The 15366-nt window shown below is 52.0% G+C and carries 16 protein-coding genes; 15 read left to right on the top strand and 1 reads right to left on the bottom strand.

Features of this window, described 5'->3' with window-relative positions:
- The 11 genes from ltrA to AYW79_RS13320 form a co-directional block, all read left to right on the top strand.
- On the top strand, positions 1 to 1165 hold a 1165-nt coding region (ltrA, locus tag AYW79_RS13270), incomplete at its 5' end, for a group II intron reverse transcriptase/maturase (RefSeq protein WP_067566852.1).
- A 406-nt stretch (positions 1166 to 1571) separates the two neighbouring features.
- Complete coding sequence (locus AYW79_RS13275; RefSeq protein WP_067566854.1) at positions 1572 to 2105, top strand: sulfocyanin-like copper-binding protein; 534 nt, start codon at positions 1572 to 1574, stop codon at positions 2103 to 2105.
- 55 nt (positions 2106 to 2160) lie between these two features.
- A complete protein-coding gene (locus AYW79_RS13280; RefSeq protein ID WP_067566856.1) occupies positions 2161 to 2796 on the top strand; it encodes a cupredoxin domain-containing protein in 636 nt (211 codons plus the stop codon).
- Between the two features lie 55 nt (positions 2797 to 2851).
- Complete coding sequence (locus AYW79_RS13285) at positions 2852 to 3655, top strand: cytochrome c oxidase subunit II (protein WP_067566858.1); 804 nt, start codon at positions 2852 to 2854, stop codon at positions 3653 to 3655.
- Between the two features lie 26 nt (positions 3656 to 3681).
- Positions 3682 to 5568, top strand: coding sequence for a cytochrome c oxidase subunit I (locus AYW79_RS13290; RefSeq protein WP_067566860.1), 1887 nt, complete (start codon positions 3682 to 3684; stop codon positions 5566 to 5568).
- Positions 5569 to 5581: 13 nt separating this feature from the next.
- Positions 5582 to 6151: a cytochrome c oxidase subunit 3 gene (locus tag AYW79_RS13295; RefSeq protein WP_067566862.1), complete on the top strand. Its 570-nt coding sequence runs from the start codon at positions 5582 to 5584 to the stop codon at positions 6149 to 6151.
- Between the two features lie 12 nt (positions 6152 to 6163).
- Positions 6164 to 6364: a hypothetical protein gene (locus AYW79_RS13300; RefSeq protein ID WP_067566864.1), complete on the top strand. Its 201-nt coding sequence runs from the start codon at positions 6164 to 6166 to the stop codon at positions 6362 to 6364.
- 105 nt (positions 6365 to 6469) lie between these two features.
- Positions 6470 to 7651, top strand: coding sequence for a hypothetical protein (locus AYW79_RS13305; protein WP_067566866.1), 1182 nt, complete (start codon positions 6470 to 6472; stop codon positions 7649 to 7651).
- A 67-nt stretch (positions 7652 to 7718) separates the two neighbouring features.
- A complete protein-coding gene (locus AYW79_RS13310) occupies positions 7719 to 8195 on the top strand; it encodes a DUF420 domain-containing protein (RefSeq protein ID WP_231884550.1) in 477 nt (158 codons plus the stop codon).
- An 11-nt stretch (positions 8196 to 8206) separates the two neighbouring features.
- Complete coding sequence (locus AYW79_RS13315; RefSeq protein ID WP_067566868.1) at positions 8207 to 8554, top strand: hypothetical protein; 348 nt, start codon at positions 8207 to 8209, stop codon at positions 8552 to 8554.
- A gap of 165 nt (positions 8555 to 8719) precedes the next feature.
- Entirely contained in the window at positions 8720 to 9298 is a 579-nt protein-coding gene (locus AYW79_RS13320) for an NUDIX hydrolase (protein WP_231877795.1), read from the top strand.
- Here AYW79_RS13320 and AYW79_RS13325 read toward each other — a convergent pair.
- Positions 9280 to 10143, bottom strand: coding sequence for an MBL fold metallo-hydrolase (locus AYW79_RS13325; RefSeq protein WP_067566872.1), 864 nt, complete (start codon positions 10141 to 10143; stop codon positions 9280 to 9282). The genes AYW79_RS13320 and AYW79_RS13325 overlap by 19 nt on opposite strands.
- A 72-nt stretch (positions 10144 to 10215) precedes the next feature.
- Between AYW79_RS13325 and AYW79_RS13330 the strand changes: the two genes are divergently transcribed.
- From AYW79_RS13330 to AYW79_RS13345, 4 genes are all read left to right on the top strand, one after another.
- On the top strand, positions 10216 to 10797 hold the full coding sequence (locus AYW79_RS13330; RefSeq protein ID WP_067566874.1) for a cob(I)yrinic acid a,c-diamide adenosyltransferase: 582 nt from the start codon (positions 10216 to 10218) through the stop codon (positions 10795 to 10797).
- 2 nt (positions 10798 to 10799) lie between these two features.
- Positions 10800 to 11597: an HAD-IIA family hydrolase gene (locus AYW79_RS13335; RefSeq protein ID WP_067566876.1), complete on the top strand. Its 798-nt coding sequence runs from the start codon at positions 10800 to 10802 to the stop codon at positions 11595 to 11597.
- Between the two features lie 82 nt (positions 11598 to 11679).
- Positions 11680 to 12189, top strand: coding sequence for a transcriptional regulator NrdR (gene nrdR, locus AYW79_RS13340; protein WP_067566878.1), 510 nt, complete (start codon positions 11680 to 11682; stop codon positions 12187 to 12189).
- Positions 12186 to 15366, top strand: a 3181-nt coding sequence (locus AYW79_RS13345) for an adenosylcobalamin-dependent ribonucleoside-diphosphate reductase (protein WP_067566880.1), incomplete at its 3' end; no start/stop codon positions are given. The genes nrdR and AYW79_RS13345, both read left to right, overlap by 4 nt.

Here is a 15366-nt window from a genome sequence, read left to right on the forward strand (position 1 = left end):
AAAATCCCTTCGTCCATTCTTGACGCAACACTGGGAACGCATCCGTAGTGAACTCCTTCGGGGAACCTATCAACCATCGCCCGTACGTCGAGTCGAAATCCCGAAACCAGACGGTGGCGTGCGTTTGTTAGGTATTCCCACTGTGCTAGATCGCCTGATCCAGCAGGCTATTCAGCAAGTTCTCACACCTATCTTTGACCCGGAATTCTCACCGTACAGTTATGGCTTTCGTCCGGGGTACAGCGCCCATGACGCGGTCAAACAAGCGCAGGGCTACATTGCGCAGGGATACCGCTGGGTAGTCGACATGGACTTGGCACAGTTCTTTGACCGCGTGAACCACGACATGCTCATGGCGCGGGTCGCACGGAAGGTCGCGGATAAACACCTGCTCAAACTGATCCGAAAATATTTACAAGCAGGCGTCATGATTGGCGGAGTGTGTGTAGTATCAGAGGAAGGAACCCCGCAAGGAGGTCCCCTGAGTCCATTACTTTCGAACATCATGCTGGATGACTTGGACAAGGAGCTAATGCGCCGGGGACATCGATTTGCAAGGTACGCGGACGACAGTAACATTTATGTGCGGAGCCGTCGCGCGGGAGAACGGGTGATGGAAAGTGTTACTGAATTTGTTGAAAAGCGACTAAAGCTCAAGGTGAACAGGGAGAAGAGCGCGGTAGATCGCCCGTGGAAAAGAAAGTTCCTTGGCTTCTCATTCACGTGGCATCGCCAGCCTAAAATCCGGGTATCTCCGAAATCTCTCAAACGTTTCAAAGACAGAGTTCGAGATCTGACGAAACGTAGTCGGGGTCAATCCATGGAGGCACGCGCTGCAAAGCTCAATGCGTATCTACGTGGGTGGAGTGGATATTACCGTCTGGCCGAAACGAGGAGTATATTCGCGAATTTGGATGAATGGGTACGCCGGAGACTACGGATGTGCCTGTTGAAGCAATGGAAGAAGCCAAAAACGAAGCGAAGGAAACTCGTCGGACTTGGCATACCCGAGGATTGGGCCAGAATGATTAGTGGTTCCCGTAAGGGATACTGGCGGTTGGCCTTGACTCCTCAGATGAACAAAGTCCTTGGTCTTGCCTACTGGCATGACCAAGGACTTGTGAGCTTGGTTGAACGATATGATGCACTTCGTTCCACAACATGAACCGCCGTATACCGAACGGTACGTACGGTGGTGTGGGAGGTCGGGAGCTAGCCGCTCCCTCCTACCCGATTTCTTCCCGCATAACAACACTACTCGAATGCATATCGGACACCAGGTTAAATAGGGTAGTAGAATACGAATGCAGAGTTCATTTTGAACCTGTCTGTTTCAAAAAGTGAACTTATACAGATGGTACAGATCGGAAATGAACTGATCATAGAAAATATACATTTTCATGACATTTTCGTTGAAGTTATGAAGAATTCGGTCGTTTGGGTGAAAAATCATCATGTTTTCTTGCGGTTTATTCATAGAATAGATGAAAGTGTTACAGGTATGTGATATAGTTAGTTCGTCTGAAGAGAGGGAAGATGTTTATTTCCCAAGAAAGTGAGGGGAGTCATGGATGAAACAGACAAGAAAACGGCGTCTGTTCATAGGGGTTGCAATGGCGGGTGCTTTCATGCTCGCAGGATGTGGTGTCGTCAATGGCAATGCTTCGTCGATTCTTTCATTCAATTCAAGTGCCAAGACAGTAACGTTGAATCTGGCTGGCGGATTGAATACGAATAACGACTCGATGAACCTCGACGGGTACTCCCAGGGGCAAATGACGGTCACTGTACCTGTAGGGTACAAAGTAAAGGTCGAATTTGTGAATGACGGTGGTATCCCGATGGATCTCGCTGTATACACGATGAACGACCAACTCGCGTTCCCGGGTGCAGGAGACAGCGTTACGGCAATTCAAGGCAACGCATCAGCAGGTGTCATTCCTGGTCAGTCGACGAGTTTTACATTTACGGCGAGTCAGCCAGGGAATTATCAACTCGCCAACCTGTTGGATCGAGTAACAGGACACGGCCAGTTTGATTTCGGAATGTGGGCGCACTTTAATGTATCCTCTACAGCGACCCAACCGAGCATTACGCTTTCGTAAAAGAAGCTTGAGAAAGCGCTTTCGAATATAGGTTTAGCGATGGGAGGATTAGGGCGTGGCAAACGAGGAACCGCAAGAAAAGAAAAAGGTCGAAGTGGACTGGAGTCGCCGCCAATTTTTGATTGGCACGGGAGCACTCACGGTGGTTGGACTCGGCGCGATGTTTTTGAATGAACCTGTCGCGGCAGCCGTTCGCTCCGTTTTTGGCCAGCAACCGGAGTCAGGGCCGATCACGGTATTACAGGGCGATTATTTTTACATTCCAAACTACATGACCTGGCGCGTAGGCGATCAGATTAGTATGACCATTCATAACACGAGTACGACACACTTCCATGAAATGCAGATTGGACGCGGCTTCAATACGATGCCCACCGCGCTGCAGACCATTCGCACGCAGTTTGCGGAAGACTTTTGGAAGGGTGTGCCCGTCACGATTACGGCGGCGCAAGGAATTGATAACTTTGTAACGAATGAGGCGAAAATCTCCTCGGACGTACACCCCACGCCTTGGCTATTAACCCAGCCTGGCAATGGTGGCTTTAGCCCAACGATGAAACCGGGTGGACAGATCACACTTAGCTTCACAGTTCCCAATAAACCTGGTATCTGGCACTACGCGTGTTTTGTCCAAGGGTACATGCACTGGCTTGCAGGAATGCGCGGTACGATTAATATTTTACCGGCCTGATTTTGTGAATTAGCTTTAATTCTAGCAATCACGGAGTGGAAGGAGGAACACCTGAATGTCAGACGTTGTCCTGTTTGGTATTTTGTGGGTTATTCTCACGATTTTGGGCGAAATCGGCGTCAGCTTGTGGGGTCATAACATGTACTACTATATGGCTTCCACACAGGCTATCGAGGGCAATCATGCTGCTATCTTTCTAATGATTTTCTTGACGCCGATCTTCATGTTTGTTGTTCTCATGCTCTTCTTTGTTCCTTTTCGGTTTCGGGCTAAAGATGGTGACCGCAAAGTTAAAGCGGCGACATTCAAGACGAATCGTACCTTTATCTCGATCTGGGTTACCGTATCGGTTTGTGTGAACGTGCTATTTTTTATCCATCCGACCGCATCGGCAGCCGAAATGATGTTCCAAGAAGCAAACCCTGCAAACCAGCAAAACACGTTGATCGTCGACGTTGTGGCGCGCCAGTGGCAGTGGTATTTCAGCTACCCGCAGTACGGTGTCACCAACACGGTGAATGCAAACGGTTTTAACGATCTCTATCTTCCGGTTGGTCGTAAAGTGGAGTTTGTACTTCGCTCCTATGATCCTAACCATACGTATGATCCGAACCTTGACGTGGTTCACGATCTGTGGATCCCTGCGTTCGGGATTAAAGAGGACGTCATTCCTGGCGAAACGCGTTTCATGTATGTGACGCCAAACGTGATTACTTCTTTTGAAAAGAACCCGATGGTTCGCGTGCAGTGTGCAGAGGTTTGCGGTCCAGGCCATCCCTACATGTGGGCTCCTGTACATGTCGTCTCCTCATCGAACTTTGCGACGTGGATCGCACAACAGAAAAAACAAAATGGTTAAGTTGACCTAAGAAGGGGGTTTGAGGAATGAGCACACTCGAACTGAGACCTGACATTTCGCCAGTGCCACAGGTCGTGAAATCGAAGCGAATGCCGCCTGTCATTCGCGGCATCTTGTGGTCGGCAATCGGATTTTTAGTCATTAACACACTGATCAGCTACGTCTTAGATCCGCGGTATGGACACCCGTTCATTACTCAAGTCTCTATTACGTTCGGCTGGTTTGCAGCGATGGTCGGCTGGGTGCTGGGTGTTGGTGCGTGGGAAGGCGCTGTTCTTCCAGCCTTTGGTCATCACGGCACACTCTACACAGCTCCCGGCTGGAAACGATTTTTTGAATATAGCACGGAGCATAAAGTGATCGGTCTGCAGTACATCGGTTCGTCGGCAGGTGGGTTCTTTATCGCAGGGTTAGCCGCCATGTTGATGCGCCTTGAACTGATGAATAACAGCATGTGGCTCTTTAACTATCCACAACAGTACCTGACAACCGTTGGCATTCACGGAACGATCATGATGTTTTCCGTCGGTACGGTTGCTCTTGTCGGGGGCCTTGGAAACTACTTGGTTCCGCTGATGATCGGATCGAATACGAGCGCATTCCCGCGTATGTCAGGGATCAGCGTGTTGCTTGTACCGTTTGGCATTGTGACGGTCGCGCTTAGTCCACTGCTCGGCTATTGGTCGACGGGCTGGCGTGGATACGAGCCGCTCGCGTCGCAAGATCCGTCAGGGATTCTCTTTTACTACCTCGGAGTTTTTGCCTTGACGCTATCCTCACTGCTCGTGTCGATCAACTTGACTGCGACAGTGATCTTCAAACGGGCGCCTGGTATGACGTGGGGTCGCTTGCCGATGTTTGCTTGGGGGATCACCACGGTTAGCCTTTTGAACATCATCTGGCTGCCAGAGATTCAATTGACGTTCGTCATGAGTCTTGTCAATCGACTTGTGCCGCTTCCGCTCTTCACGGCGACAGGGAGTCCTTTGACCTATATGGAACTCTTCTGGCTGTTTGGACATCCAGAAGTGTATATCGTCGTCGTTCCGGCGCTCGCGCTGTGGCAGGAAATTATTCCTGTCATGACAAGGAAACCGCTGTTTGCTAGACAGTGGGGCGTTATTGGTCTGATTTTCGTTATGATGTTGAGCGGTTTCGTTTGGGCTCACCACATGTTTACGAACATGCGTAACGTTGAAATGATGCCGTTCTCCTTCTTCACAGAGATGATTTCGATTCCGACTGGGTTTGCGTATCTGGTGGCTCTCGGAACGCTCTGGCGAGGCCGTTTGAAGTTCAATACGGTTAGCTTGCTCGTCCTCATGAGTATGTTTAACTTCTTGATTGGCGGAATGACGGGCGTGTTCCTTGCCGACCCGATCATCAACCTGCAGGCGCATGACACATTCTTCGTCGTCGGTCACTTCCACTATACGATCATCGGCGGTATGGTGTTCTCGTGGCTCGCCGCAATGTATTACTGGCTTCCGAAAATGTCCGGGCGTATGTACAATGAGCGATTGGGTAAGATTGGTGCGATTTGGATCTTCCTTGCGTTCAACCTGACGTTCTCACAGTTTTTCCTACTCGGATTACACGGTATGAACCGCTGGGTTTCCGTTTACCCTTCGTACCTCCAGCCAATGAACTTTGAGACGTCAATCTTTGCCTTCCTGCTCGGTCTCGGTTTCCTGTTTCATCTGGTGCACATTTGGTGGGCATGGCGCGCAGGCCAAAAAGCGGAAGGCAACCCTTGGGAATCAAAATCTGTGGAGTGGATTACAGCGTCTCCTCCGGCAGAAGAAAGCTTTCCTGTTATTCCGCGCATCGTGAGTAGCACCTACACGTATGACAACGATGAGCCTGCGGTAATTATTCCTTCAGACGGGAAACGGGTCGCGACGACATCGTAAAGGAGGGGTCATTTTGTCAAGCCACGTTAAATCCTCACGCACGCTTAACGCGGAGGAGCGTATGGCATTAAACACATCGCGGGGCGGTTTTACGATTCTGATCGCGAGTCAGATCGTGCCATTTGTGATGTTGGTTAACCTGCGCTACATTCTTTCGGGATCCTATGTATCGTCAGGCCTTGATCAGGCGACAGGCGCTGTGTTTACCATCCTTTTCATCATCAGTGCGATCACTGCATATGCGGGCATTCAGGCGACCAATCGCTCTGACAGCAAGGCGTCTGCTCGCATGAGTGTTCTCACGATGGTACTGGGCTGGATCGCCGTCATTATGATGAGCTATCAATTCTGGATGCACGCGTTTCAGACAGATGGCCGTTTTGGTGAAGGTTACCTTGTTACGATCGGTGCCTTTGTAATCTACTTTATTGCGTCGCTCGTAGGACTTCTTTCGGGAAAGATGAGAGCGAGCCGCGTCGGCATTGATGACAGTAACCGCTTCAGCATTGGCGCCAGCTTCAAGTTTTGGATTTTCTTGCAACTGATGTGGGTCGTACTCTACGTGGTTTACTACTTTATTTAAGGAGGGATTGGCGTGGGCGGATTTTTTCCTTCTTTTCCTTTCTATGTCCCTGACAGTCCGGGAACACCCCTTTGGTGGGATATCTCGTTCTGGCTGTTCCAGTTAGTCGTCATGTCGGCTCTTTTGCTCACGCTTCGCCGTTGGGCGATTCGTGCAGATCTCGATCGCGAAGAGGCTTACCAAGAGAGTCTTCGCACCCCTGAGAAATCCTGAGTAGTGAAAATGCCCTCTTGCGTCTCGCAGGAGGGCTCTTTTCCTCGTAACTGTCTTCGGATCCTCTTGCATTGACGCAATAAACGAAGAAAGGAGCGCTGCCGAATGGACATGCACGATTTAAACAATACGCAAATTTTATCCGTCTATTATTCAAGTTTGATGATTGTGGTATGGATCCTGTTTTTTACGATCTTTACCGTTTCATTCATGACATTCATTTTTAAGTGGGTTGGGCAACAAGCAGATGAAATGGATCTAAAGCAAAACCCCACAGTTTTAAAAGGGGGCAGACGTGTTCCGCTGCGGCTGATTCCTGGCGGTGGAAATAAGGTATTCCAAGCGCGTCACCGTCTGCAAGTGGGTTGGTACATTCTCTGGTATGGACTCGGCGCGATCTGGTTGCTCGACGGTCTGCTTCAAGCGCAGCCCGATATGGCGCTCCCGCTTTTTGTGAAACTCGTTTTTCAACCACTCGCGAATGCGCAACCGAGTTGGCTCAAGGCTGTCATGGATCTGGGGATTTATCTCTGGAATCAAAATACCGTCACAAGCAATATTGGTGCCGTTCTCATTCAGGTTGGAATTGGAGTTGCTATGCTTACGGGACGCAGTCGTCTCTGGGGCAAGATCGCTGTTTACGTGTCTCTTCTCTGGTCACTTTCGATCTGGGTCTTCGGTGAAGGAATGGGGAACCTCTTTTCGCACCCCAGTTATTTTAATGGTACACCAGGCGCTGCACTCATCTATTCCGTGCTATCCTTGTTTCTTATTCTTCCGAAGAAATACTGGTTGGAGGGTCACATTGCACGCTGGTCGTTGCGGGGTTTAAGTATCATGTGGATCGTGCTTGCGCTTGCTGAGCTTCTCCCGAAAAATGGCTACTATAGTCCGAACGGACTTTTTTCAATCATCGCCACGCTCTCGAATATGCCGCAACCGCAATTTATTTCTTCATCCCTGGAATCCATTGCGTCTGCTATTTTTAGGGCGCCAATCGTTTGGAATGTCGGTTTCTCGATGATTATGTTAATGCTTGGCGTCATGGGATTGTTCGTGCGATCACGCAAAGTGTTTTTAACGCTCACGATGGCATGGTTGGCATTCTCTTGGTGGGCTGGCCAAGACTTTGGCTTCTTTGGCGGCATGGGTACTGATTTGAATATGTCCCCGCTGCTTGCGCTGATGTATGTTGCGTGTTGGTGGTATGGAGAGGCCAGCGGTGATGGACATTTGCTCGTACGCTCTGTGAATAATAATGAATCTCTGCGCGCGAACCGCGGATGACATTGCGAAGCGCAACGTTACCCAGTATGATCAGGTAGAGTTGTGTGGACAAGTGAGCAGAGTGAGGGTGACAAAGTTGGCAGCGTATTGGGCATTATTCAATGAAATGCTGATGATTATCAGTGCAGTGATTGCTTTGTTTGGATGGCGTCAAATTCGTAGGAAGAATCGCGAGGTTCATCGCAAATTGATGATGACATCCTCTCTTTTCGGGGCAGGCTTTTTTATCAGTTACGCAGTGGCGACATTGGCGATTGGGGATACATCCTTCGGCGGTCCACAATCACTTTCTGTCCCGTACCAGATTTTTCTGCAGATTCACGTCATGCTGGCGACGATTGCTGCTGTCATGGGTGTGGTTACGATTGTTCTCGCTTTGCGCAGTCGTTTTTCCACGCATCGACGCATTGGTCCGTGGACGGTTATTTTCTGGTTGGTGTCTGCCGCCACCGGTTTAGTTGTTTATCTGATGCTGTTTGTGATCTTTCCTCCTGGGCCTACTATTAAAAACTTACTGCATGTGCTTGTCTCGTCAAAATCGTAGGGGGCTTTCTTGTGAAATGGGCAACATTTGCGTTTGGTATCGTTAGTGTGCTGCTTACAGTCATGACGGGTCTCATTGTTCAGGGTTCGTTTCTCGTTCATGTCGCATCGTCGGGAACGACACATGAGAAGTTGGCGGTGATCGTTTATGGTGCGGCGGCCATGGCGCTACTCGGTTCGATTATGGCGCTTTTTCGGCCGCGCTTTGCCGCGTGGTGTTTTGTGATCGCATCGGTTGTCGGTGTATTTGGCGCGTTTGACCTGTGGATGTTTCCGGGTTCGGTGCTGTTTGTCTCGATGATCATGGCGTTTGTGCAACGCACGGAGCAGACGACGGCGGGTGCAGACAAAAAGGCTTAGTGAGTGCCGAGTGACGTGTACGGGAGCGAACCTTCGCTTCCGTTTTTTTGTGTGTGAATCTTAATCTACGGCCTAGTTGAACGTCCATATTTATGCGAAGGAGTCATGATATGATCATAAGGTAGTGGTGGTACTACTGCGAGAGGTGTGATTTTAGTGTTATCGATGAATGATATCCAGGCGCCGCGCTTGGCTGCGACGGTCATTCTGGTCGATGCGTGGAACGCACAGCCGTTTCGTGTCCTTTTGATCAAACGTCCGAGTCAGCTTCGCGTTTTACCAGGATTTTGGGTGTTTCCTGGGGGGCGAGTCGAGATGGAAGATGGGCTTGGATCGGTCGATGAAATGGATGCACTCTTGCATGCGGCCATTCGCGAAACAAGGGAAGAAGTGGGGATTTTACTCGAGAAACAAGCGCTCCTATGGTTCGGGAGGCGAGTTACTCCAAACGTTATGAAACATCGTTTTGACACGCATTTTTTTATTGCGCGTATCCCCCACGGAACCGAGTTTTGCTTGTCTGTCGAAGAAGCTGAAGAAGCGCAGTGGTGTACACCGGATGAAGCGTTTCAAAACGCGGAGAATGGGACGTGGCTCGTCGCGCCTCCGACGCGTGACGCATTGCGCACACTATCCTCTTTGAGTGCCGACGCCCTCTTTAACGGTGGCGTGATGCAGGCACAAGTCGAGAATCGCGATGAGATTGATCAGTTTGTGAAATCCATTCAGATGCCGCTGGCTTGATACATGAGCACTTTTTTCGCGCGATCATAGTGACACGCGATCAGATTTTTCTCTGAGAGGTAGCTCAGATGGGCGCGCACGGTGGCGAGTGCCGCCCACATGTGGTTCCCTGCGATCGCTGAGCCGTAAAGGGTGGCAGCCAGTTCATGCGCGCTTTGCGGTTTACGGATGAGTTGATTGAGAATTTGTTCACTGCGCGCTTCGCGGCGCTTTAACATCGTCACAAAAAACGATGGTGTCGCCTCAATCGACTCTCCGTGACCGGGGAGTATGGTTTTTGCAGATAAGGCATGCAGTCGAGTCAATGATTCATAAAAATGGGCGAGATGGCCGTCGGGTGGCCCAATCCAGACAGTTCCGGCAGACGTGGCGTTGTCTCCGGCGATAAGCGTCTGTGTTGTTGCCTCATACCAGGCGAGGTGACCGTGCGTGTGCCCCGGCGTCTCTATGGTTTCTACACGGTATGCGTTGAGGTGAATCATGTCACCTGCGCAAACGTCACGCCATGAAATCGCCGCAAGACGTTTGCGCAGAGACACTCCTTTGTCCTCGATCGACTGACGCTCGAGTGGGTGAATGTACACGTTGCAGCAGTAAGTCTCAGCGAGTGTGAGCAGACCGCCTGCGTGGTCTTTGTGGGCATGTGTCACGAGAATGCCTTGGATGGTCACTTTCTTTGCGCGGATCCACGCGATGAGCGTGTGCAGGCTTGCGGGTTCGTCATACCCCGTATCAAAGAGCAGCGCACTTCGTCCATCTGTCATGAGATGAACATTGACGGTTGATTCGAGCGAACTGGCGCCGTTTAGTTCGAGAGATTGGAACGAGAGTGCCAGTGTGTTCACCCACTTTCTTTACAAACTTTTTTTGTGCAAGAATGTACCCCTGTGTCATGCAAATCAAGGGAGGGTCTACTCATGAAACTATACACGAAAACGGGAGATAAGGGCGAAACAAGCCTGATCTACGGCCGCAGAATTGCTAAAGATGATCTGCGTGTAGAAACCTACGGTACACTCGATGAAGCGAACAGTGTGTTGGGACTCGCCGCACAGGCATTGCGTGAGGATGAATCGTGTGCCGATCTTTTGCGCATTGTCGCGCGAATTCAGCGCGATCTGTTCGATGTCGGGCGCGATCTTGCGACGCCAGAAGACAAACAGGGAGAGCCGTTTGTCACAGCAGACCACGTGTCGACCCTGGAGGGGGTGATCGATCGCCTGGACGCGCAAGTTCCGCCTCTGACACAGTTTATTTTGCCGGGCGGTGCGCTTGCCGCGGCGCACTTACACCATGCGCGTACGATTGTACGGCGTGCGGAGCGACTGGTCGTTACATTATCTCGTGAACAAAAGGTGTCTTTGAACATTGGAATCTATCTCAATCGGCTGTCTGATTTGCTGTTTATCACGGCGCGCACAGTCAACCATCGCCTTGGTGTCACAGAGCCACACGTGGATTTCAACGCCGCCGCAGAGTCGCTTGAAGAGGGGGTGTGACTGTGTTTGATTGGCAGGACATTCGGGGTGTTCTTCTTGATTTGGATGGAACACTTTTTCGTGGGGATATCGTATTGCCCGGCGCGATCGCGCTTATTGAGCAATTGCGGCACGCTCAGATCCCCTTTCTCTATTGGACAAATAATTCGACGCGCACGCCAGAGCAGGTTGTCACTCATTTACAAGGGTTAGGCTTTAACGCCTCGGAAAACGAGGTTTACACCAGTTCACTGGCCGTTGCAGACGCACTTGCAGGCGTTCTCCCGCATGCTTCTGCGGTGTATGCGCTTGGTGAAGAAGGTCTTGTTGACGCGCTCCGTCGACGCAGCTTTCGCGTGTTGACCGAAGGCGGACGCGATGAGCCTGTGGCTGCAGTTGCGGTGGGGCTTGACCGAGAGGTCACCTATGCGCGCTTTGCTCAAGCGATGCAGCACCTTATGAGTCCGGATGTACTCTTTTACGCGACGAACCAGGATCGCGCGTTACCGCACGGGGATCACTTCCTGCCTGGAGCAGGCGCGGGGATCTCCTTTTTAGAGACGTGCACAGCTCGACGAGCGGTGGTGGTGGGCAAACCGCAAGCTACCTTTGTGCTTGCTGCGTGTGACAGGCTCGCTGTAGCACCTAGACACACGCTGATTGTCGGGGACAATGCAGAGACGGATGTGGCTGCCGCGAAACAGGCTGGAGCTATGGCTGTGTGGGTGACGACGGGTGTGTCACACGTGCGTGCAGAGCGGGGAACGCGAACCATTTCAGCGCTGACGGAGCTTCTTCCGGTCTTTGGCGCGCGAAAATAAAACTCTATTGACGATACTATATGTTGTGCATATAATGGTCATGGACATCCTTATTACACTACATATGGTATGGGGTGATCTCGTGAAGTGCCCGTATTGTCAGGCGCATGACTCGCGCGTTGTCGATTCTCGCGTGAGTGATGAACAGTCGTGGGTGCGCAGGCGCCGGGAGTGTGTCTCTTGCCAAAAACGCTTCACGACCTATGAGCGGGTGGAGTTGACGCCGCTGATTGTCGTGAAGAAAGATCGCGTGCGCGAAGAGTTTAACCGGGATAAGGTGCGCCGCGGCGTGGTTCGAGCGTGCGAGAAGAGACCGATCACGCTTGATCAAATGGAGCAACTCGTCGATGACGTGGAGCGTGTGATCCGCGCAGAGTTTGAGCGTGAGGTTCCTTCGTGCGAAGTGGGGGAGCGCGTCATGAATGCGCTCAAGGCGCTTGATGGCGTGGCGTATGTTCGCTTCGCAAGTGTGTATCGGGAGTTTCGCGACGTGGAGTCGTTTGCAAAAGAGGTTTTGGCATTACTTCATACTTCCGGCGAGGGAAAGCATGCGGTGCCGGGAGAACAGGAATCGGAGGATGAACATTTGTGAGTCAGACCATGTTGCCGCTTGGCGAAGAAGATGGTTTGTCCCTGACGGGGGAACGCATCGTCGCTGATCGCTATTTATTGAAAGACGCTAAAAAAGAGACGCTGAGCGTGGGTAGCCTTGTCGTCGCAGTACTCGATCGCAAGCGCTCTTATCACGAATTGGCGCGCGTTGTCGCCATGGACGAGCGCGCGAAGACCGTAACGGTCGAATTGCGCGACGGCTATCGTGAAGAACTCGCGTTTGATCATGTTGACGTCTTGAAAGAGACCGCTCCGCGCGAGATGTGGCGCAGAATTGCGCGCGGCGTCGCCTCTTCGACGGCAGATCCGAGTGCATATGAAGAAAAATTTTATGAGTTGCAGAGTCACTGGCGCTACGTTCCCGGGGGGCGCATCAACGCGTCGATGGGAACGGGGATCAAAACGACGAGTTATAACTGTTTCGTAATTCCTAATGTAGGTTATAATCTGCGCGACTATGCGCGTTCATTTGGGCAAACGCTTGAGATTCAGGCGCGCTCTGGGGGCGTTGGCATGAACCTCAGTCAGGTGCCGCCCGCAGGGACGCTCATCCCAACAGAAGCTCGCTCGCGCAAGCGTGATTTGATCCTCGCGATCGATGTTTGGCACGAAGATCTCATGGAATTTTTGACGCAGTTTTATCCGAACAGCACCAAGGCGGTGCGTCTTTCCAAGTCTTTTTTGCGCGCCGTCGAGGAAAACATGAACTGGACCTACACGTTTCCAGACACGAGTTGCGAGTCGTATGACAGCGCGTGGGACGGGGATATCGATGCGTGGATTGCGGCGGGCTACCCTGTGCGCTCTGGCGAGACGGTCTCTGCGCAAGCGGTGTATGACGCGATTGTCGAGAGTGGGGCGCTCATCCTTCAAGATTTGCTCGGCACGGTGATTACACCGGGAGACAGCCGGGGAACCATCGCCGAGCGACTCGGAGACATGTGGGAAGCGATGAGCCGTCAGAAGCGCGTGACCATGCTGCTCTCGACGCTTCGTCCGCGGTACAGCTATGTGCGCGGTGTCAATGGCCGCAGTTCAGGAGCCTACTCGTGGGGACTGCTCTATGACAAAGCGAATGAGGTCTTTGGACAGGGATTCGGTCCGGTTGGCGTCGGGGAGATCATGAGTGTCGGCTGCCAGTTGACGCTGCAGGGTGGCTCGCGCCGCGGTGCGCTGATGCTTATTTTGAATGACCGTCACGCAGATGTCTTGAAGTTCATTCGCTGCAAGCAGGTTGACGGGGTCATCACAGGTGCAAACATTTCCGTCGGAATTTCTGAAGCGTTTATGCAGGCCAAGGCGACGGGCGCGCTGTGGGATCTCGGCTATCCTGACATGGAAGATGCGCCGCGGTTTGACGGGGATTTTGACGCGTGGGAAGCGCGCCAGGAACTGCTTGTCACGTCAGAGCGAATTGAAGCGGCGAAACTGTGGGATGAGTTGACGACGTCTGCGTGGAAATCTGCGGAACCTGGCGTGGTTTTTCTTGGACGGTACAATCGCATGTCAAACTCGCACTACTTTAATCCAATCATTGCGACAAACCCGTGCGGAGAGCAAGGTCTTCCCGCGTTTGGGATATGTAATCTCGGCGCGGTGGTGCTCAGTAAATTTGCCGTGGGCTTTGAAGATGAAGCAAAACGCGTCACTTTTCGCGATTCTGCAAAAGAGGCGTATTTGCGCGGATGGCTCACGCGCTATTTTGACGAGACGCGCGCAGACTTTTTCCTTCATCACATTAAATGGGAAGAGCTTGAGGAGATTACGCGCACAGGGCTTAGGTTTCAGGATGCGGTCATTGATGCGACGTATTATCCGTTTGAAGACAACAGGGTCAATCAATTGAGCGAGCGACGCGTTGGGCTCGGAATCATGGGGCTGCACGATCTTCTCCTTTATTGCGGAGTTCGGTATGGTTCACAGGAATCCGTTCACCTCATCGACGTGCTGATGGGCATGATGGCGGAGTGGTGTTATCTTGAATCTGTGGAGTTGGCGAAAGAGAACGGGCCTTTCCCGAAGTTTGACGCGGACGCATTTTTGCAGTCGGGTTATATGAAAACGATGGCCGAAGAACGTCCCCACGTGACGGCTGCGATTCGCCAGTACGGCGTCCGCAATGTCACGACGATGACCATTGCGCCGACGGGTACGACCGGGACGATGGTCGGATGTTCGACCGGTTGTGAGCCTTACTACGCGTGGTCCTATTTCCGCAATTCGCGCCTTGGGATGTTTGAAGAGCGGGCGACGATCGTGGAGGAGTATCTCACGGCTCACGCGCCGGTGGAGGGGTTACCCGACTATTTCGTGACATCCATGGATCTCTCGCCAGAAGAGCACGTGCGCGTACAAGCGGCGCTTCAGAAGTGGATTGACAGCAGCATTTCAAAAACTTGCAATGCGCCGAATGACTATACGATTGAAGATACGAAAAAACTCTACGATTTGGCGTATGAGCTGGGATGCAAGGGCGTCACGATTTATCGGGATGGGTCGCGCTCGGAACAAGTGCTTTCTTTGAGCGATCCAACGGAGGAGGTAGGGGAGCATGCGACGGTCCAAGTGGCGGCAGGCCATTTGGACAACGTTGACGCTGTGGTAGACAGCGGAGATGCTGCGCGTCTGGTCGGTTACCAGAACCGCAAGCGACCTGACGTACTCTACGGCGCGACGTACAAGAAAGAGACGCCGCTTGGAACTGCGTTTATCACGATCAACGACGATCAGACGACATCTTTCGCGCGTGAAATCTTTGTCAACATCGGCAAAGCAGGCTCCGATGTGTACGCAGCGAATGAAGCGCTCGGACGGGCGATTACCCTTTATTTGATGGATTCACTAAATCCAGAGAAAGAGGCAGTGCTCGTCAAGCACTTTAGTGGAATTGGCGGTCAGACTTCGGTTGGATTTGGTGAACGACGCATCACGAGTGTTCCTGATGCGATTGCGAAATCGCTGATTGAACACGCGGAGACGTTTCCGCTGCGCCGTATCTCGCAGGCGACAAGTCGTGATGACGCGACAGAACAGGGTGCTTCGCACAACCACGCGGCAGCGCCGCTTTCGTCGCTGCGGGCGGCCGAGATCGCGCGGGATTGGTGCCCAGAGTGTCACCAACACTCGCTGATTCGTCAGGGTGGCTGTTCGGAGTGCG

Source organism: Ferroacidibacillus organovorans (assembly GCF_001642725.1).
Classification (GTDB): domain Bacteria; phylum Bacillota; class Bacilli; order Alicyclobacillales; family SLC66; genus Ferroacidibacillus; species Ferroacidibacillus organovorans.